At 74.2% G+C, this 17,798-nt stretch carries 17 protein-coding genes and 1 pseudogene; 6 read left to right on the top strand and 12 right to left on the bottom strand.

Features of this window, described 5'->3' with window-relative positions; genetic code table 11:
* Window positions 1–150: 150 nt before the first annotated feature.
* Window positions 151–1,788, bottom strand: a complete 1,638-nt coding sequence (locus tag OG896_RS21305; protein ID WP_329367682.1) for a hypothetical protein — start codon at window positions 1,786–1,788, stop codon at window positions 151–153.
* 314 nt (window positions 1,789–2,102) lie between these two features.
* A complete protein-coding gene (purD, locus tag OG896_RS21300; protein WP_329367681.1) occupies window positions 2,103–3,362 on the bottom strand; it encodes a phosphoribosylamine--glycine ligase in 1,260 nt (419 codons plus the stop codon).
* 232 nt (window positions 3,363–3,594) lie between these two features.
* On the opposite strand from purD, the gene OG896_RS21295 reads away from it, so the two are divergent.
* Entirely contained in the window at window positions 3,595–4,329 is a 735-nt protein-coding gene (locus OG896_RS21295) for an SLATT domain-containing protein (RefSeq protein ID WP_329367679.1), read from the top strand.
* A 144-nt stretch (window positions 4,330–4,473) separates the two neighbouring features.
* Here the strand turns inward: OG896_RS21295 and OG896_RS21290 are convergent, their stop codons facing one another.
* Together OG896_RS21290 and OG896_RS21285 are read right to left on the bottom strand one after the other, a co-directional pair.
* Window positions 4,474–5,121: a hypothetical protein gene (locus tag OG896_RS21290; protein ID WP_329367677.1), complete on the bottom strand. Its 648-nt coding sequence runs from the start codon at window positions 5,119–5,121 to the stop codon at window positions 4,474–4,476.
* A gap of 55 nt (window positions 5,122–5,176) precedes the next feature.
* On the bottom strand, window positions 5,177–5,860 hold the full coding sequence (locus OG896_RS21285) for a GntR family transcriptional regulator (protein ID WP_329367675.1): 684 nt from the start codon (window positions 5,858–5,860) through the stop codon (window positions 5,177–5,179).
* A 163-nt stretch (window positions 5,861–6,023) separates the two neighbouring features.
* Between OG896_RS21285 and OG896_RS21280 the strand changes: the two genes are divergently transcribed.
* Complete coding sequence (locus OG896_RS21280; RefSeq protein WP_329367673.1) at window positions 6,024–7,877, top strand: serine/threonine-protein kinase; 1,854 nt, start codon at window positions 6,024–6,026, stop codon at window positions 7,875–7,877.
* Between the two features lie 131 nt (window positions 7,878–8,008).
* Here OG896_RS21280 and OG896_RS21275 read toward each other — a convergent pair whose 3' ends face one another.
* Entirely contained in the window at window positions 8,009–9,292 is a 1,284-nt protein-coding gene (locus OG896_RS21275) for an adenylosuccinate synthase (protein WP_328465788.1), read from the bottom strand.
* Window positions 9,293–9,426: 134 nt separating this feature from the next.
* On the opposite strand from OG896_RS21275, the gene OG896_RS21270 reads away from it, so the two are divergent.
* The gene (locus OG896_RS21270) at window positions 9,427–10,254 is read left to right on the top strand and encodes a diacylglycerol kinase family protein (RefSeq protein ID WP_329367670.1); all 828 of its coding nucleotides are present in this window, start codon (window positions 9,427–9,429) and stop codon (window positions 10,252–10,254) included.
* Window positions 10,255–10,322: 68 nt separating this feature from the next.
* Here OG896_RS21270 and OG896_RS21265 read toward each other — a convergent pair.
* Window positions 10,323–10,588 (bottom strand): annotated as a pseudogene (locus OG896_RS21265) (GbsR/MarR family transcriptional regulator); the annotation flags it as partial.
* Here OG896_RS21265 and OG896_RS21260 point away from each other — a divergent pair.
* The gene (locus tag OG896_RS21260; RefSeq protein WP_329374598.1) at window positions 10,512–10,706 is read left to right on the top strand and encodes a hypothetical protein; all 195 of its coding nucleotides are present in this window, start codon (window positions 10,512–10,514) and stop codon (window positions 10,704–10,706) included. The pseudogene OG896_RS21265 and the gene OG896_RS21260 sit on opposite strands and share 77 nt — an antisense overlap.
* 33 nt (window positions 10,707–10,739) lie before the next feature.
* On the opposite strand, the gene OG896_RS21255 is transcribed toward OG896_RS21260, so the two are convergent.
* From OG896_RS21255 to OG896_RS21230, 6 genes are all read right to left on the bottom strand, one after another.
* Window positions 10,740–12,086, bottom strand: a complete 1,347-nt coding sequence (locus tag OG896_RS21255) for a cytochrome P450 (RefSeq protein WP_329367668.1) — start codon at window positions 12,084–12,086, stop codon at window positions 10,740–10,742.
* Window positions 12,083–12,916, bottom strand: coding sequence for an MBL fold metallo-hydrolase (locus OG896_RS21250; protein ID WP_329367666.1), 834 nt, complete (start codon window positions 12,914–12,916; stop codon window positions 12,083–12,085). Before OG896_RS21250 ends, OG896_RS21255 begins: the two co-directional genes overlap by 4 nt.
* Window positions 12,913–13,821: an NUDIX hydrolase gene (locus OG896_RS21245; RefSeq protein WP_329367664.1), complete on the bottom strand. Its 909-nt coding sequence runs from the start codon at window positions 13,819–13,821 to the stop codon at window positions 12,913–12,915. The genes OG896_RS21250 and OG896_RS21245 overlap by 4 nt, the downstream gene beginning before the upstream one ends.
* A gap of 103 nt (window positions 13,822–13,924) precedes the next feature.
* Window positions 13,925–14,344, bottom strand: a complete 420-nt coding sequence (locus tag OG896_RS21240; protein ID WP_329367662.1) for a DUF952 domain-containing protein — start codon at window positions 14,342–14,344, stop codon at window positions 13,925–13,927.
* A 120-nt stretch (window positions 14,345–14,464) separates the two neighbouring features.
* Entirely contained in the window at window positions 14,465–14,932 is a 468-nt protein-coding gene (locus OG896_RS21235) for a RidA family protein (protein WP_328465800.1), read from the bottom strand.
* Window positions 14,929–15,087 (bottom strand): DUF4177 domain-containing protein, encoded by a 159-nt coding sequence (locus tag OG896_RS21230; protein WP_107503983.1) that lies wholly within the window; start codon window positions 15,085–15,087, stop codon window positions 14,929–14,931. The genes OG896_RS21235 and OG896_RS21230 overlap by 4 nt, the downstream gene beginning before the upstream one ends.
* Window positions 15,088–15,174: 87 nt before the next feature.
* Between OG896_RS21230 and OG896_RS21225 the strand changes: the two genes are divergently transcribed.
* The gene (locus tag OG896_RS21225; RefSeq protein ID WP_329367658.1) at window positions 15,175–16,377 is read left to right on the top strand and encodes an ArsA-related P-loop ATPase; all 1,203 of its coding nucleotides are present in this window, start codon (window positions 15,175–15,177) and stop codon (window positions 16,375–16,377) included.
* A gap of 66 nt (window positions 16,378–16,443) precedes the next feature.
* Window positions 16,444–17,739: an ArsA family ATPase gene (locus tag OG896_RS21220; RefSeq protein WP_329367656.1), complete on the top strand. Its 1,296-nt coding sequence runs from the start codon at window positions 16,444–16,446 to the stop codon at window positions 17,737–17,739.
* Window positions 17,740–17,798 lie beyond the last annotated feature (59 nt).

The following is a 17,798-nucleotide window of genomic DNA, read 5'->3' as shown; positions in this document are numbered from 1 at the left end:
CACACAATGCACCCTGACAGTCACGTTTCGTACAGTTTCCCTCTTCTCAAGTTGTTCCGTACGGCGGGGTGGGGTTTGCGGTACTCCCCCGGCGCGCCACCGAGGGCCGGTCCGGGAGCAGGCCGGACCAGGCAACCCCGGGCGGTCCCGCTACGGCAGCCGCAGCGGCTTGTCCGGGCGGATGGGGGTGCCGCCGACCCAGGCGCGCAGCGGAGCCGGGTCACCGCTTTCCACCAGGTGCAGCACGGCCGCGGTCAGCTCGCTGCGGCGGACCCCGGGCATGCGCAGCGCGGGACCGTCGAGCCAGTCGAGCCCGGCGCCGGCGCCCGCGGTGTCGACGGCGGCGCAGCAGACCAGCGCCACCACGTGGTCGACCAGCAGCTCGCGCCCGGTCCGCTGGGGCACGAGCGGATACGCGGCGGCCGCATCCGCGTACGGCCCGAGCGGCGGCGCCGCCTCCAGCCGGGCGGCGACCTCCTCGCCCTGCTGCCCGCCGGCGACGGCCAGCCGGTCGATGACCCGCTCCAGCGTCACCGCGCCGAAGGGCGCCTCGCCCTCCCCGCCGACCAGCAGCGCGCGACCGGCGGCGGCCGGGGAGGAGACCGCGGCCGCGGGTTCGACGGACGGCCGCATCTCCTCGATCACCCGTATCAGGCGGCCGGCCTCCTCGCGCCAGAGCCGGTCCACGACCTCGGCGGGGTAGCGGGCCCAGCCCACCGGTTCCCAGCCGGGCCTGGCCCGGTCCGGGCCGCCGTGGAAGATCCGCGCGGCCAGCAGGGAGACCGCCTCGTCGACGGTGCCCGGCTCCTCCAGCAGGTCGCAGGCCGGGCGCTCGCCCAGCCGGGTCTCGAAGCCGTCGGCGAGCCGGTCGCGCCGGGACAGCTCGGTGAGCGCGGCGACCACGCCCGCGTGCAGCCGGGACGGCCAGCGGCCGATCCGCCAGGCGGGCAGCGCGACCCGGGTGAGCAGCCGGTCCCAGCCCGCGTAGGCGAGCCCGACCTGCTCCTGGGCGACGATCCGCAGTCCGTAGTCGACCGCCTGGGCACGCTCGGAGGCCGAGGCGGCGACCCCGCGCTCCATCTCCGCCGCGTGGACCCGGCAGGCGCGCAGCAGCAGCCGAGCGACCCAGCCGAGGAAGGCGTACACCGGGCGGCCCAGCACCCCCCGCCCGCCGGGGCGGGCACTGCCCTGGGCGGCGACGGCGGCCGCCGCGTCCAGGCCGCGGACGAAGCGGCGGGCCGCGGATATCTCCGGGTCGGCCGAGGGGGCGGTGCCGGCGACGACGGGCGCGAGCAGGGCGCGCAGCTCCGCGATCCGCATCCACCACATGAAGGGCGAGCCGACCACGAGGACCGGTCCCGGGCGCCGCTCGGCGTCGGTCCCGCCGGCCTTGTGCCTGCGGTCCTCCAACCAGCTGTCGCAGTCGGGAGTCAGCTCTATCGACGAGGGCGGCGGCACCTGGAGCCGGTCGGCGAGGTCCCGGACCATCAGATACAGGTCGGGCGCGGCGGACTCGGCGACCGGGACGGTGGGGCTGACCGCGGGCTCGGCGCGGACGATCACGGCGGCGACGGCCGCGGCCACCGCGAGCACGAGCAGGGCGACACCGGTCAGCCCCCAGCGCACGCCGTCCCACGCCGGGCCGTCGATCCGGCCGGTGGCCCGGCCCGCGTGCAGCACCACCGCGGCCGCCGCGGGCAGCAGGGCGACGGCGAGCGCCGATCCGCGCAGCCTCAGCACCGCGCCCGCACGTGCCCGCGCAGCGGCCTCACCTGCTTCTCCGGCCATCGGCTGGCACCCCCTGCGCTGGCGGTGGCCGCCTCGGTGACGGCCTCTCCCCACTGTCGCACCGCCCACCGACATCGCAATGCCGTACGGCTGTTTGCCGCAATGCCCCCGGGGTGCGCCTTTCGGGCACCATAGTTGGGTGCCGGGGAGGAGTCAGCCGTATGGCCCAGGCATCACTCCTTGGAGTGGCTTTCGGGCAGACGTCGCACTCTCGCGCAGATGTGCCGCAGGGGTGCCGCACGGGTACCGCCGGGGTGACCGCGCGGTGCTGCCGCCCGGCGCGGGCGGCAGCTCGGTCCTGGGCGGGCGGCGGCTCAGTCCTGGGCGGCCTCGGCCGCCTTCGCGGCGATGTCACCGCGGTGGTGGCCGCCGTCGAGGCCGATCCGCCCGACCGCGCGGTAGGCACGGTCGCGGGCCTTGGCCAGGCTCGCTCCGGTGGCCGTGACCGACAGCACCCGGCCGCCCGCCGAAACGACCCGTCCGTCGTCCGCCGTACGGGTACCGGCGTGCAGGACGTAGGCGTGCTCGTCCTGCTCGGCGACATCGGCGAGCCCGGTGATCGGGTCGCCGGTGCGCGGGGTGTCCGGGTAGTTGTACGACGCGATGACCACGGTGACCGCCGCGCCGTCGCTCCAGCGCAGCTCCGGCCAGGCGGCGAGCTGGCCGGTGGCGGCCGCCCGCAGCAGCCCCGCCAGCGGGGTGCGCAGCCGGGCCAGCACCACCTGGGTCTCGGGGTCGCCGAAGCGCGCGTTGAACTCGATCACCCGCACGCCGCGCGAGGTGATCGCCAGTCCCGCGTAGAGCAGCCCGGCGAAGGGGGTGCCGCGCCGCCGCAGCTCGTCGACGGTCGGCTGGAGCACGGTCCGCTCCACCTCCTCGACCAGCTTCGGGTCGGCCCACGGCAGCGGTGAGTACGCGCCCATGCCACCGGTGTTGGGGCCCTCGTCGGCGTCCAGGGCGCGCTTGAAGTCCTGCGCGGGCTGGAGCGGCAGCACCGTCTCGCCGTCGGTCACCGCGAACAGCGACACCTCGGGCCCGTCGAGGAACTCCTCGATCACCACCCGGTCGCAGGCCAGCGCGTGCGCCCGGGCGGTGGCCAGGTCCTCGGTGACCACGACGCCCTTGCCCGCCGCGAGCCCGTCGTCCTTGACGACGTAGGGCGCGCCGAAGGCGTCCAGCGCCGCGTCGATCTCCTCGGGCGTGGTGCAGACGTACGACCGGGCGGTCGGCACCCCGGCCGCGGCCATCACGTCCTTGGCGAACGCCTTCGAGCCCTCCAGCGCGGCGGCCTCGCGGGACGGGCCGAAGCAGTCGATGCCCCGCTCCCGTACGGCGTCGGCGACCCCGGCGACCAGCGGCGCCTCGGGGCCGACGATCACGAAGTCGGCGCCGAGTTCCCCCGCGAGGCCGGCGACGGCGGCACCGTCCATGATGTCGACCGGGTGCAGCTCGGCGACCTCCGCGATGCCGGCGTTGCCGGGGGCGCAGTGCAGCGAGGTGACCTCGGGGTCGAGGGACAGGGAACGGCACAGGGCGTGTTCGCGGGCACCGCCGCCGATGACAAGGACCTTCACGCGCACCAGGGTAGTGGGCCCGGCCGGGCCCGGCCGCCCTCACTCTTTCGAGCGACGGCGACAAGCGGCCTATACCTGATCACACGGGCCTTACGGGGCGAATTCCGGATATCGGTGCATCTGGCTCAGCCGTTCGGCGGTAAGAAGGGAACTTCAACCGGCGGGTGCCGGGTACTTCGGGTACGCCCGGTGCGCAGCAGTCGAGGGAGCCTTCGCAGTGAGCCAGCCTGACATGTTTCCCGAGGGGGCTTCTCGGGACGAGCCCTCGCGGCGGGCGCTGCACCGTCACCCCGACGACCTTCGGGCGCTGCCCCTCCCGCTCGGCGACTGGGCCGAGCCCGCCGAGCGCCTCCAGGAGCTGTACCGCTGGGCCGAGGACGGCGCCCTGCGCACCGCGGACTGGTACCTGCGCGGCCGCCTGCCGAAGCGGCGGGCCGCCCGCGCGCTCCGGCTCGGCGCCACCGTCTGCGGCGCGGCCGCCGCCGCGCTCCCGCTGATCGAACTCGCCGACGGCGGCAGGTCGCCGGCCCGCTGGGGCTACCTCGCGCTGCTGCTCGCCGGTGCGTGCGTCGCCGCCGACCGCCTGCTCGGGCTCACCACCGGCTGGATGCGGGACGTCGCGACCGCGCAGGCCGTGCAGCGCCGCATCGAGGCGCTCCGCTTCGACTGGGCCGCCGAGAGCGTCCGCGAAGTGCTCGGGCCCACCGAGGGGACCGCCGCCGAGGCCGCCGAGCGCTGCCTCACGGTCCTGCGCGGCTTCTGCGAGGACATCGCCGACCTCGTCCGCGTGGAGACCTCCGGCTGGATGGTGGACTTCGGCGCCCACTCCGCCGCGGCCGCCCTCCGCAGCCAGTCCCCCGCCCCACCCCCCGCTCCCCGTCCCACCCCGCCCTCGGGCCTGCGCCTCCCCCACCCCAGCACCCGCCCCACCATGCCCCGCCAACGCCCCCCGGAAGCGCCGAGGTGAGCTGTGCGGGGCTGGGGTACGGGGTGGGGGTGCGGGGATGGGATACGTGGGAGCTTTCTCACGTGTGGGCACCGTCCGGGGGAGCCGCTCTTCCGTGTTGGGCACCCGGTTCTGGGCACCGAACGGCTGTCCGTGGGGGGCCGTTCAGCTGAAGACGATCATCGAGCCCTGGCCGAGGGAGCGGGTGGCGGCGGCGTGGAGGCCGAGCCAGACGTGGTGTTCGCGGGCGAAGGGACCCGTGGCGGTGGGGGTGAGCGCGGGCTCTTCGAGGGTGGTGTGGCGGGCCGGGGGCTCGGGGGCGGCCGGGGGCCTCGCCGGGTCGATCCCGATGGCGGGCGCGACGAAGTCGAGCTCGCGCAGCAGGCCGTGGCTGGAGCCGAGCGGACCGCCGCCTTCGAGGAGCTCGTCGTTGACGACGGGTTGGGGGAAGTCGAGGGGGACGTAGGCGCCCGCGTGGTCGTAGTGCCAGACCAGGTGCGAGGTCTGCGCGGTGGTCTCGAACATCTCCAGCAGTTCCTCGTAGTCGCCGCCGAGCGCGTCGACCGGGGTGACTTCGAGGCCCTGGAGGGCCAGCAGGTAGGCGCGGCGCAGGAAGTGCAGCGCGTCGTAGTCGAAGCAGGCCACCGGCGCCACGTCGCCGGAAAGCCCCGGCATGTAGTTGTAGACGGGCACGGGCGGCTGGCCCGCCTCGGCCAACGCCTTGTCGTAGCGGGCGAGTTCCTCGGAGAACGGGTTTTCCGGGCTGTGGCACAGCACATCCACGAGAGGCACGAGCCACAGGTCGCAGGCCACGAAGCAACTCCATCCGGTCGGGGGCGTACAGCCTAAGGCGACGGGACAGGTCGCGTCAGGAGCGTGCCAGGGCGAGCCTCTCGACCAGCGCGAGAGTGTGCTCGCCGTACTCGTGGGTGAGTTGGAGCGCGGTGGCGGTGTCGCGCTCGGCGACCGCGTCGACCAGGGCGACGTGGCCGGACCAGCACACGCCCGCGAGGTCGGTCAGCGAGCGGAGGTGCGGCACCGCGTAGATCCACGCCTGGGCGCGCACCCGGTCCAGGAACTCGCTCAGGTGCGGGTTGCCGCCCATGGCCGCGAGCTCGCGCCAGAACCGCAGGTCGCAGCCGATCAGTACGTCCAGGACGCCGGCCTGCGCGGCGCGTACGGCGGCCTCGGCGCGGCGCCGTACGGACGCGATGGCGTCGGGCGACGGGTCGGCGGCGCCGTACTCGGTCATCCAGCGGAAGGCCGCGTCCACGACGAGGGTGCGGGCCTCGGTGAGCGAGCGGAAGTCGGCGGCGGTGAACTGCCGGACCTGGAAGCCGCGGTGCTGCTCGACCTCCAGCAGGCCCTGCGCGGCGAGGTCGACGAGGGCTTCGCGCACCGGGGTGGCGGAGACCCCGTAGGTCTCGGCGATCTCCTTGACGGTGAAGTGCCGCCCGGCCTGGAGCCGGCCGGTGAGGATCTCGTCCCGCAGGGCGTCGGCGATCTGCTGGCGCAGGCTGCTGCGCCGCACCTGCGGCCCGCCGTCCCGCATACCGCCTCCTCGCCGTAACCAGCCGTCACTGCGGTGCCCGCCGCACCCTCGCACACCATAGGCGACTGGCGTTCGTATGCTTATTCTTCGCCGTGAAGGCTGGGCCGTTGCGACCGGCGGCGATCTGCGGCCGGGGTGGCGGAGAGCGGGGGCAGGACGGGCGATGGACGAGCTGAGGACCGACGATCCGCGCTGGATCGGTGCGTACCGACTGCTGGGGAGGCTCGGCTCCGGCGGGATGGGGCAGGTCTTCCTGGCCAGGTCGCAGCGCGGCCGTACGGTCGCGGTGAAGGTGGTGCGGGCGCATCTGGCGGAGCAGGAGGAGTTCCGCACCAGATTCCGGCGCGAGGTGCGTGCGGCACGGAAGGTCGGCGGGCGCTGGACGGCGCCGGTGCTCGACGCCGAGACCGAGGCGGACGTCCCGTGGGTGGCCACCGGTTACGTGCCCGGGCCGTCGCTCCAGCAGGTCGTCGCCAAGGAGTACGGGCCGCTGCCGGAGCACTCGGTCCGCGTCCTGGCGGCGGGGCTGACCCACGCCCTGGCCGACATCCATGGCGCCGGGCTGGTGCACCGCGACCTCAAACCGTCCAACGTGATGATCACGATCGACGGCCCCCGGGTGATCGACTTCGGTATCGCCCGCGCCCTGGAGACGGTCGCCGACTCGTCGCTGACCAGTACCGGGGCGATGATCGGGTCGCCCGGGTTCATGTCACCCGAACAAGTGAGGGGCGACCGCGTCACCCCCGCCTGCGACATCTTCTGCCTCGGCTCGGTGCTGGCCTACGCCGCCACCGGACTCCAGCCGTTCGGCGCGGCCTCCAGCGGGGTGCACGCGCAGATGTTCCGCATCGTGCAGGAACCGCCGGACCTGGACGCCGTACCGGAGGGACTGCGCGCCCTGGTGGCCGCCTGCCTGGCCAAGGAACCGGACGCGCGACCGTCCCTCGCGGACGTACGGCGGCTGCTCGGCGAGGACGGTGCGCAGGACGCCGACGCGGACGGGGAGCCCTGGCTGCCCGGGGCGATCGTCGCGCGGCTGGGGCGGCACGCGGTGCGGCTGCTGGAGTTGGAGGCCGAGGTGGAGGCGCCGCTGGAGGCTCCCGCGGAGTCGGCCGAGACCATGGTGCTGACCCGTGCCAAGGTGCGGCCCGGCGCGAGGGCGGCGGAGCCGCCGGCCGGGTTCACGGCAGGTGCCGCGGGGGAACCGGCGGTCGCGCAGCCGGTGGCCGCGCAGGAACCCGTGGTCGCGCAACCGGTGGTCGCACAGGAACCCGCAGCGGCGCAACCGGCAGTCGCACAGGAACCCGCGGTCGCGCAACCGGTGGTCGCACAGGCAGCGGTGCCGCCTACCGCGCCGCTGCCGCAGATGACCGGCGCGCCCGGGCCGGTGCCGGGTCCCGTAGCGGCGCCAGGGGCCCCGAAGGCGCCGGGCGGGATGCCCGCGCCGCCTGGACCGGCGGACCCCGAGCCGCCGGCGCCTCGCCGCAAGCGCTGGCCGCTCGTGGCGGCGGGGGTGGCCCTCGTGCTCGTGGCGGGCGGGGCGACCGCGTACGTCGCGACGCGCGACGGCACCGACGACAAGGCCGGTCCGGGGCCGACCCCTTCGACGAAGGCGCCCTCGACGGCCCCCTCCGGCGCGGCGCCGACGGGTCCGTCGACACGGGAGCCGATACCGATGGGCGCCGGCGGGCTGCGCGAGATGGTGGGCACCTGGCGGACCTCGTTCACCAGCGCCGACAACGGCGACAACACGCGGACGCTGACGGTGCACGAGAACGGCGACGTGGAGCTGTCGGGCGACAGCGCGTCGTACTCCTGCTTCTGGGACATGAAGGTGACCGCGCCGGGGCCGCCGGTGGAGCTGAGCGCGTCGAAGGTGGTCAGCGGCACGCCCGCGTCCTCCTGTGCCCCGGGTGACGCCAGCGAGCTGAGCCTGGTCGACTCGACCCACCTGCAGCGCAGCGACCTGGACGACGGCAAGGCGCCGCTGACGTACACCAAGGTCGACGGCTGACACGCCGGGTCCACAGGCGCGTCGGGACCTACGGGTAAGCCCCGCTCACCAGGGTGGGCGGGGCTTACCTGTGCGTGGCACGCGGGGCGCGCGCGGCGGCTCGGCCTCAGGGTTCACGAACCCGGAGGACCTCAGAGGAAGGAGTTGATCTCGATCGTCTCGTCCCGGCCGGGGCCGACCCCGATCGCCGAGATCGGCGCGCCCGACATCTCCTCCAGCGCCTTCACGTAGTCCCGCGCGTTCTTCGGCAGATCGGCGAGGGACTTGGCGCCGGTGATGTCCTCCGACCAGCCGGGCAGGTACTCGTAGATCGGCTTCGCGTGGTGGAAGTCGCTCTGGCTGTAGGGGAGTTCGTCCACCCGGCGGCCGTCGACCTCGTAGGCCACGCAGACCGGGATGCGCTCCCAGCCGGTGAGGATGTCCAGCTTGGTGAGGAAGAAGTCGGTGAGGCCGTTGACCCGGGTCGCGTAACGGGCGATCACCGCGTCGAACCAGCCGCAGCGACGGTCGCGTCCGGTGGTGACGCCGAACTCGCGTCCGATGGTGCGGAGCTTGTCGCCGTCCTCGTCCAGCAGCTCGGTGGGGAACGGTCCGGAGCCCACACGCGTTGTGTACGCCTTGAGGATACCGATCACCCGGGTGATCTTGGTGGGGCCGACACCGCTGCCGGTGCAGGCACCGCCGGACGTCGGGTTCGACGAGGTGACGAAGGGGTAGGTGCCGTGATCGACGTCCAGGAGCGTGCCCTGCCCGCCTTCCATGAGCACGACCTTGCCGGCGTCCAGCGCGTTGTTCAGCACCAGCGTGGTGTCGGCGACGAAGTCCTTGATCTGCGCCGCGTAGCCGAGGTACTCCTCGACGACCTGTTCGGTGGTGATGGCCCGCCGGTTGAAGATCTTGACCAGGATCTGGTTCTTGTCCTGGAGCGCGGCCTCGACCTTCTGCTGAAGGATCGATTCGTCGAAGAGGTCCTGCACCCGGATGCCGACCCGGTTGATCTTGTCCGCGTAGGCCGGCCCGATGCCGCGGCCCGTGGTGCCGATCTTCCGGTTGCCCAGGAAGCGCTCGGTCACCTTGTCGATGGTCTGGTGGTACGGCGTGATCAGATGGGCGTTGCCGCTGATCAGCAGTTTGGACGTGTCGACGCCGCGCTCGTTGAGTCCGCTCAGCTCGGAGAGCAGGACCTTCGGGTCGACGACGACACCGTTGCCGATCACCGGGACACAGCCCGGTGACAGGATTCCGGAGGGGAGCAGATGCAGTGCGTACTTCTGGTCGCCGACGACGACCGTGTGACCGGCGTTGTTACCGCCCTGGTAACGCACCACGTAGTCCACTGAGCCGCCGAGCAGGTCGGTGGCCTTCCCCTTGCCCTCGTCACCCCACTGAGCACCGAGCAGCACAAGTGCGGGCACAGGCGTACACCCCTTCCGGGCGGGGCATGTCCAACGTGCAGAGAGCCGTCGAACCTGCCCCGGAATAGACGAAGCCCCTGACGCAAAGGCGCAAGGGGCTCTTGCACCAAGACTTTACCTGAGGAAGGACCAAGGTGTCGGCTCACGTCCCGGCCGGGCATCCCCTGCTCGTGGTCATCGACCCCGCCGCACGCGCCACCGACGGCGAATCCGTCCGGATCGCCAAGGATGTGCTGTGTGCGGGCGCGGCCTCCGTGAAGATGGCGTTCCCCGAGTCCGCCGAGGAGGCCGAGCGGGCGCTCGCCCATCGCGGCCGGCGCCATCTGGTGGTGCTGGGCGACGACGCGGCCCTGCTGCGCACGGTCAACGCGCTGCGGCGCGAGCGCACCCTGCACGACTCCCCGCTGTCGGTGGTGCCGATCGGGCCGCGCTCCACGCTGGTGCGCGCGCTGGGGGTGCCGGTGCAGGTGCCCGCGGCGGCCCGCGCGGTGCTCGACGGCGTGGAGCGCGAGCTGGACCTGCTGGTCGACGAGAGCGGCGGCATCGTGCTCGGCACGCTCAGCCTGCCGTGCGGCTCACCGGTCGCGCACACCGCCGCGCACTGGTGGACGCCGGTGGAGAAGACCGCCCGCTCCCTGGTGCGCACGCTGACCTCACCGATCCCGGTCAACGGCAATCCGCCGCCGCGCCGGCAGCGGCTGCGGGTCGAGGCCGACGGAGTGCTGCTCGCCGACCTGGACGAGCCGGTGCACGAGGTGTCGGTGCGGCCCGCGCCCACCGGGCTCGCCGAGATCTTCGTCCGCCGCACCCCGGGCTCCGCGCAGGTGCGCGCCCGGGCGCGCACCATCACCGTCTCCGGCCGCGACTTCCGCTACCGGGCCGACTCGGCGATCACCGGTCCGGTGCGGTCGCGTACGTGGACGGTGGAGCCGTCGGCATGGCGGCTGACGGTGCCGCGGTAAGGCCGGGCCCGGGGGCGGGCATGAGGTGGGTCGCCAGGGCCGGCCGGGGGTTCGGTCCGCGGCCCTGCCCGGTACCGCTCGCGGCGTGAGCCGGGCTCCCGCTCGCGGACGAGCATGCCCACCTGCGCGAGGTACCGCACCGCGCCGGACACGGCGGCGGGGCTGACCTGGAGCCGCTCGCCCGGTTCCAGGTCAGCCCCGCCGAGCTGAGAGCGCCGTCCTCGGAGGCCGGCAAGGCGGCGAAGACCCGGGCGGGCGTGCGCTGCATCCCGGCCTCGACCATCTCGGCGGCGAACCGCTCGACGAAGGTCATCACCTCGGGCTCGGTGCCCATCGGCCGCGCGGGCACCAGCGCGGCGGCGTCGCCGTACGCCCGGCTGATATGCGCCGCCGCCGTGGCGCTCACGGCGGGCCTGGCCGGGGTGCGGCGCCGGGACCTGGGCGGGGGCTGAGGGCCGGCCCCCGCCTGGGGTGGGAGACCGCCGTCACCAGGTGACGAGCAGCTGTTCCGGGCCGCGGATCACGTAGCCGGGGCGCCAGGCGGGCTCCTCGACCAGCCGCATGCCGGGGGCTTCGCGCAGGAAGGTGCCGAAGGACGCGGTGAGTTCGAGCCGGGCCAGCGGCGCGCCCAGGCAGAAGTGGATGCCGGCGCCGAAGGTGACGTGCTTGTTGCCGGCCGCGGGCCGGGTGATGTCGAAGCGGTCGGGGTCGGGGAAGCGGGCCGGGTCGCGGTTGGCGGAGCCGAACAGCAGGGCCACCTCGGAGCCGCGCGGGATGGTGGTGCCGCCGATCTCGATGTCGTCCAACACCCAGCGCTCGAAGAGCTGGAGCGGGGTGTCGTAGCGCAGCATCTCCTCGACGGCGCCGCGCAGCAGCTCGTCGCCGGCCGAGGCGCCGGCGGAAGTGCCGGCGGCGGCCGTGGTGACGGCTCCGGCGGTGGCGTCGCTCAGCAGGCGCAGCTGGTCGGGGTGCCGGAAGAGCTGGAGCCAGCCGAGCGTGGTGGTGTTGACGGTGGCCTCGTGGCCGGCGTTGAGGAGTAGCACGCAGGTGGAGATCATCTCCTGCTCGCTGAGCACGTCTCCGTCGTCGTGTGCGGCGATCAGGGCGCTGATCAGGTCCTCGCCGGGGGCGCGGCGGCGGGTGGCGATCAGGCCGCGCAGGTAGTCGGAGAACTCCTCGCTGGCCCGCACCGCGAGCCGGGCGGTCTCCTCGGACGGGTTCAGCTCGAACATGCCGGTGATGGCCGCCGACCACGGGCGCAGCAGGGCGCGGTCGGCGGGCGGCACCCCCAGCATCTCGGCGATGACCGCGACCGGCAGCGGCTCGGCGACGCGGGCCAGCAGGTCGCCGCCGCCGTCCGCGCGCAGGGCGGCGATCAGCTCGGCGGCGAGCCGGTGCACGGTCGGCGCGAGGTCGTCCACCATCCGCGGGGTGAACGCCTTGGCGACGAGGCGGCGGATACGGGTGTGCACGGGCGCTTCGAGGTCCAGCATCCCGTTGCCGTTGAGGGTGGTGAACGGTTCGTGCGCGGGCGGCGGCGCCTGGCGGCCGAACTCCTCGTGGCTGAAGCGGTGCAGGTAGGTGCGGCCGAGCCGGCGGTCCCGCAGCAGGGCGCTGACGTCGTCGTAGTGCGGGACGAGCCACTGGTCGGTGGGGTCGAAGCGGTGCGCGCGGCCGGCCGCCCGCAGGGCCGCGTAGGCGGGGTAGGGGTCCTGGACGAAGGAGGGTGACCAGGGCGCGAACAGGGCGGTGGCGGGGGCGGTGGCCTCGTCGGCCGGGGACCCGGCCGGGGATGCGGGAGAGGACGGCGAGGGCGAGGGCTGAAGTGTCATGGCAGTTCGATGAGTCCGTGTTCGCGCAGGTAGTCGAGTTGGGCACGGACCGACAGCTCGGCGGCGGGCCAGAGCGCGCGGTCGACGTCGGCGTAGACGTGGGCGACCACGTCGGCAGGGGTGCGCAGGCCGGACTCGACGGCGGTCTCGACCTGGGCCAGGCGGTGCGCGCGGTGGGCGAGGTAGAACTCGACGGCGCCGCGCGCGTCGTCGAGCACCGGGCCGTGGCCGGGCAGCACCGTGGACACCTCGGCGTCCACGGTGAGGGACTGGAGCCGGCGCAGGGAGTCCAGGTAGTCGCCGAGGCGGCCGTCGGGGTGGGCGACCACGGTGGTGCCGCGCCCCAGCACGGTGTCGCCGGTGAGCACCGCCCGGTCGGCCGGCAGGTGGAAGGAGAGCGAGTCGGCGGTGTGGCCGGGGGTGGCGATCACCCGCAGTTCCAGGCCGCCGGTGGTCACGGTGTCGCCCGCGGCCAGTCCCTCGTCGCCCAGCCGCAGCGCCGGGTCGAGGGCGCGGACCGGGGTGCGGGTCAGCTCCGCGAAGCGGGCGGCGCCTTCCGCGTGGTCCGGGTGGCCGTGGGTGAGCAGGGTCAGCGCGATCCGCCGGCCGTGCTGCTCGGCGGTGGCGATCACCCGGGCCAGGTGCTCCTCGTCCAGCGGACCGGGGTCGATGACGACCGCCAGCGGGGAGTCGGGCTCGGCGACGATCCAGGTGTTGGTGCCGTCGAGCGTCATCGGCGACGGGTTGGGCGCCAGGACGCACAGCGCGCGGGCGGTGGCGGAGCCGCCGACGGTGGGCTGCGGGCGGCCCGGCGGCTGGGTGGCGGTCACGGCTGCTCCCGGCTGAACTCGTCGTGGCCGGGCCAGGTCAGCACGACCCGGCCGTCGTCGTCCAGGGACGCCCGCGCGATCACCGGGGTCAGGTCCCGGTCGGCCGCCGCGGCCAGCGCGTCGGCCGCGCGTCCGTACGGCAGCAGCGAGCGGAGGGTGGCGAGGGTGGGCGGGAGCATCGCCATCTCCCCGCGGGCGTGGCCCTCGACCGCCTCGGCCGGGCGCAGCCAGACGGTGTGGTCGGCCTCGCCGGAGACGTCGCGGGTGCGCTGGCCTGATGGCAGGAGGGCCAGGAAGAACCAGGTGTCGTAGCGCCGCCGCTCGAACTCCGGGGTGATCCAGCGCGCCCACGGGGCGAGCAGGTCCGAGCGCAGCACCAGGTCCCGGGCGGCCAGGAAGTCGGCGAAGGCGAGGTCGTGGGCGACCAGGGCGGCGCGGTCGGCCTCCCACCGCGGCCCGGTGGTGTCGGCGACCACGCTCTCGCCGTCGGGCCCGGCCAGCAGCACCCCGGCTTCCTCGAAGGTCTCGCGGACCGCCGCGCAGACCACCGCCTGCGCCTGGCCCGCGGGCACGCCGAGCGTGCGCGCCCACCACTCCAGCGGCGGTCCGGCCCACCGCACCGGCCGCTCGTCCCGCGGGTCGACCCCGCCGCCGGGGTACGCGTACGCACCCGCGGCGAAGGCCATGGACGCGCGGCGGCGCAGCATGTGGACGGCGGGGCCGCCGCTCTCCCCCGCGGACGCGCCGGCCGTCTCGCCGGCACGGGTGCCGCCCGCCTCGGGGTCGCGCAGCAGCAGCACGGTCGCGGCGGGTCGCGCGTCGACCGGGACCAGTTCGCCGCGGGCCAGGGCGCGGACGCGCTCGGCCCAGTCGGCGGTGGAGGAGGCACCGTTCATGCTGCTCATGGCCGGAGCCTACGTGCCCGCGGCGATTTGTTCGAGGGTCACCCGAACGGCTGTGGACAACCCCGCGCCACGGCCTCGGCGACGGCCCCGGCGACAGCCTCGGTTACGGCCCTGGCCACGGCTCCACCGCGACCACCGCGGTGACCGGCAGCGGGCCGTAGATGTGCGGGAACTCCTCGCCGCCCGGCACCGGTGGTTCGTAGCGGACCGGCACGTCGAGCCGGTCCACCGCGATCACCAGGACGACCAGGTCGGTACGGGCCGGCTCGGCGCCGTAGAGCAGCGCGGCGACCGCCGGGAGCTGGTGGCGCAGCGAGCAGTGGATGAAGCCGACGTCGCCGAGGGTGCGGTCGCGGGTGGACAGTTCGTAGCTGCCCATCGCGCGAGCCTCGTCCCACAGCGCGCGCTCGGTGAGGTGCAGGATCAGGTCCGACCGCGCCGGTGCGGCGCCGTCACCCCTGCCCGTGCCCGAGTCCGCGCTGTCCTCCGCAGCGCCGGCACCTTCGTGCGTACCCTCGCCCACCGCGCCGCCCTCCCGTCGCGTCCTCAACCGTCGCCGTACCAGCATCGCCGTACCAGCGGCGCCCGGCCACCCGCCCGGCCACCCGCCCGGCCACCGCACACCGCGGCGGCCGGTCCGGGCTCAGTCGGCCAGTTCGACCTGGATCTCGATCTCGACCGGCGCGTCCAGCGGCAGCACCGCGACGCCGACCGCGCTGCGCGCGTGCACGCCCTTGTCGCCCAGCACCGCGCCGAGCAGTTCGCTGGCGCCGTTGACCACCGCGGGCTGGCCGGTGAAGTCCGGCGCGGAGGCGACGAAGCCGACCACCTTGACCACGCGGGCGATCCGGTCCAGGTCGCCGGCGACCGAGCGGACCGCCGCGAGGGCGTTCAGCGCGCAGGTCGCGGCGAGTTCCTTGGCGCGCTCCGGGGACACCTCGGCGCCGACCTTGCCGGTCGCCGGCAGCTTCCCCTCGATCATCGGCAGCTGCCCCGAGGTGAACACGTACGCGCCCGAGCGGACCGCGGGCTGGTACGCGGCCAGCGGCGGCACCACGTCCGGCAGGGTCAGCCCCAGTTCGGCGAGCCGCGACGCGACGGCCCCGCTCACTCCTTCTCCCGCTTCATGTAAGCGACCAGCTGCTCGGTGTTCGGGCCCGGGACGACCTGGACCAGCTCCCAGCCGTCCTCGCCCCAGTTGTCCAGGATCTGCTTCGTCGCGTGCACCAGCAGCGGTACGGTCGCGTACTCCCACTTCTTCGCCATACCGCGACTTTAGTGCCTGGGGCGGCCCGCTTCGTGCGGCGGCTCCGGAGGGCGAACCGGCGGCCGGAGGGGTGACGGGGCCGCCGAATGGTTAGGCTCGCAAGGGTGAGCCCTCAACAGTCATCAGCCGTCAGGCTCCACGTCGTGACGGGCAAGGGCGGCACGGGCAAGACCACGGTCGCCGCCGCACTGGCGCTCGCCCTCGCGGCCGAGGGCCGCCGGGTGCTGCTGTGCGAGGTCGAGGAGCGGCAGGGCGTCGCCCAGCTCTTCGAGACCGAGGCACTGCCGTACGAGGAGCGCAGGATCGCTTCCGCGTCGGGCGGCGGCGAGGTGCACGCCCTGGCCATCGACGCCGAGCTGGCGATGCTCGACTACCTCGACATGTTCTACAAGCTCGGCCGGGCCGGCCGGGCGCTGAGGAAGCTCGGCGCGATCGACTTCGCCACCACCGTCGCCCCCGGCCTGCGCGACGTCCTGCTCACCGGGAAGGTGTGCGAGGCGGTACGCCGCAAGGACAAGGCGGGCTGGCCGGTGTACGACTCGGTGGTGCTCGACGCCCCGCCGACCGGCCGCATCACCCGCTTCCTCAACGTCAACGACGAGGTCGCGGGCCTGGCCAGGGTCGGCCCGATACACAACCAGGCGCAGGCCGTGATGAGGGTGCTGAAGTCCCCGCAGACCGCGATCCACCTGGTGACGCTCCTGGAGGAGATGCCGGTCCAGGAGACGATGGACGGCGTGGCGGAACTGCGCTCGGCCGGGCTGCCGGTGGGCGCGGTGATCGTCAACATGGTGCGGCCGGTGATGCTGGCGGACGCCGAGCTGGCCGAGGTGTCCGGCACCGAGAGCGGCGCGAACGGCACGGGCGGGGCGAGCGGCAACGGCGGCGGTGCGGCCGGCAACGGCAAGCGCAGGACCGCCGTCGCCAAGGCGCTGTCCCAGGCCGGGCTCGGCGGCGCGCGCCGCGGCGGCGTCGCGGAACGCCTCGTCGAGCCGCTCCTGGCCCAGGCCCACGAGCACGCCCAGCGCGTGGTGCTGGAGCGGGAGCAGCGCGCGGAGATCGCCGGACTCTGCCTGCCGGTAAGGGAGTTGGAGCTGCTCGGCGACGGAGTGGACCTCGGCGGGCTCTACCGGCTCGCCGAGAGTCTGCGCCACCAGGCGGTGGCGCCCGCCCGCGAGGACGCCCACGCACCCGTCGCGCCGGACGACGACGAAGCCCCGGACGACGCCGACGACTCCGAGAATGCCGAAGACGCCCGCGCCGCGAACGTGGACGTGGACGATGACTGACGACGCCCGCCTGAACAGCCGACGCCGGCCCCGCGTACAACGAGCCCGAGTTCTGAGGTCGCACGGATGAGCCTGGAAAGCCCCCCGCTGGAGATCGATCCGCTGCTCGACGACCCCAAGGCCCGCATCATCGTCTGCTGCGGCTCCGGCGGTGTCGGCAAGACCACCACCGCCGCCGCACTGGGCGTGCGCGCCGCCGAGCGCGGGCGCACTGCGGTGGTGCTCACCATCGACCCCGCGCGCCGTCTGGCGCAGTCGATGGGCCTGACCGAACTCGACAACACCCCGCGCGAGGTGGCTGGAATCGATCGGTCGGCCGGCGGCTCGCTGCACGCGATGATGCTGGACATGAAACGGACGTTCGACGAGGTCGTGGTGCAGCACTCCGACCCCGAGCGGGCCCGGGCCATCCTGGAGAACCCCTTCTACCAGTCGCTGTCGGCCGGATTCGCCGGCACCCAGGAGTACATGGCGATGGAGAAGCTGGGCCAGCTACGGGCCCAGGACGCCTGGGACCTGATCATCGTCGACACCCCGCCGAGCCGCAGCGCGCTGGACTTCCTCGACGCCCCCAAGCGGCTCGGCTCGTTCCTCGACGGCCGCTTCATCAAGCTGCTGATGGCGCCGGCGAAGGTCGGCGGCCGGGCCGGGGTGAAGTTCCTCAACATGGGCATGTCGATGATGACCGGCACCCTGAGCAAGGTGATGGGCGCCGGGCTGCTGCGCGACGTGCAGACGTTCGTCGCCGCCATGGACACCATGTTCGGCGGGTTCCGCACCCGCGCCGACGCCACCTACCGGCTGCTCCAGGCGCCCGGCACCGCGTTCCTGGTGGTCGCCGCCCCCGAACGGGACGCGCTGCGCGAGGCGGCCTACTTCGTGGAGCGGCTGGCCGCCGAGGACATGCCGCTGGCCGGGCTGGTGCTCAACCGCGTGCACGGCAGCGGCGCCGATCAGCTCACCGCGGAACGGGCGTTGGCCGCCGCCGAGGCGCTGGAGGACGCGGTCGCGGAAAATCTTGCCGACGGCGGCATTGTCGATCTCCCCGCCGGGAAAGCTGACTACGAAGGTTCCGGCAGCGCCGCGGAAGGCGCCGGGAAGGGCGCCGCGGACAGCGCCCGGGACCGCGTCGAGGCAGACCCCCAGGACCGTACGGAACTCCTCGCCGCGGGGCTGCTGCGCCTGCACGCCGAGCGGATGCAGGTGGTCGCCCGCGAGCGGCGCACGCGTGACCGCTTCGTGTCGGTGCACCCCGAAGTCCCTGTGGTCGAAGTCACGGCGCTGCCCGGCGACGTGCACGACCTGGAAGGGCTGCGGGCGATCGGCCTGCGTCTCGGCGGCGATGAACCGGCCGCGGCGTAGTCCGTCCTCGTCCATCCTCGCCCGCCGTCTCAGGGACGGTCGGCGTCGCAAGGACCGTC

The organism is Streptomyces sp. NBC_00669, from assembly GCF_036226785.1.
Classification (GTDB): domain Bacteria; phylum Actinomycetota; class Actinomycetes; order Streptomycetales; family Streptomycetaceae; genus Actinacidiphila.
The sequence above is the reverse complement of the archived record's forward strand: the minus strand, read 5'-3'. Positions and strand labels throughout refer to the sequence as shown.

Coding starts and splice junctions, on each gene's coding strand:
- OG896_RS21305 (WP_329367682.1), bottom strand. CDS start 1,788: ATGGCCGGAGAAGCAGGTGAGGCCGCTGCGCGGGCACGTGCGGGCGCG.
- OG896_RS21295 (WP_329367679.1), top strand. CDS start 3,595: ATGTTTCCCGAGGGGGCTTCTCGGGACGAGCCCTCGCGGCGGGCGCTG.
- OG896_RS21285 (WP_329367675.1), bottom strand. CDS start 5,860: ATGCGGGACGGCGGGCCGCAGGTGCGGCGCAGCAGCCTGCGCCAGCAG.
- OG896_RS21280 (WP_329367673.1), top strand. CDS start 6,024: ATGGACGAGCTGAGGACCGACGATCCGCGCTGGATCGGTGCGTACCGA.
- OG896_RS21255 (WP_329367668.1), bottom strand. CDS start 12,086: ATGACACTTCAGCCCTCGCCCTCGCCGTCCTCTCCCGCATCCCCGGCC.
- OG896_RS21245 (WP_329367664.1), bottom strand. CDS start 13,821: ATGAGCAGCATGAACGGTGCCTCCTCCACCGCCGACTGGGCCGAGCGC.
- OG896_RS21230 (WP_107503983.1), bottom strand. CDS start 15,087: ATGGCGAAGAAGTGGGAGTACGCGACCGTACCGCTGCTGGTGCACGCG.
- OG896_RS21225 (WP_329367658.1), top strand. CDS start 15,175: ATGGTTAGGCTCGCAAGGGTGAGCCCTCAACAGTCATCAGCCGTCAGG.
- OG896_RS21220 (WP_329367656.1), top strand. CDS start 16,444: ATGAGCCTGGAAAGCCCCCCGCTGGAGATCGATCCGCTGCTCGACGAC.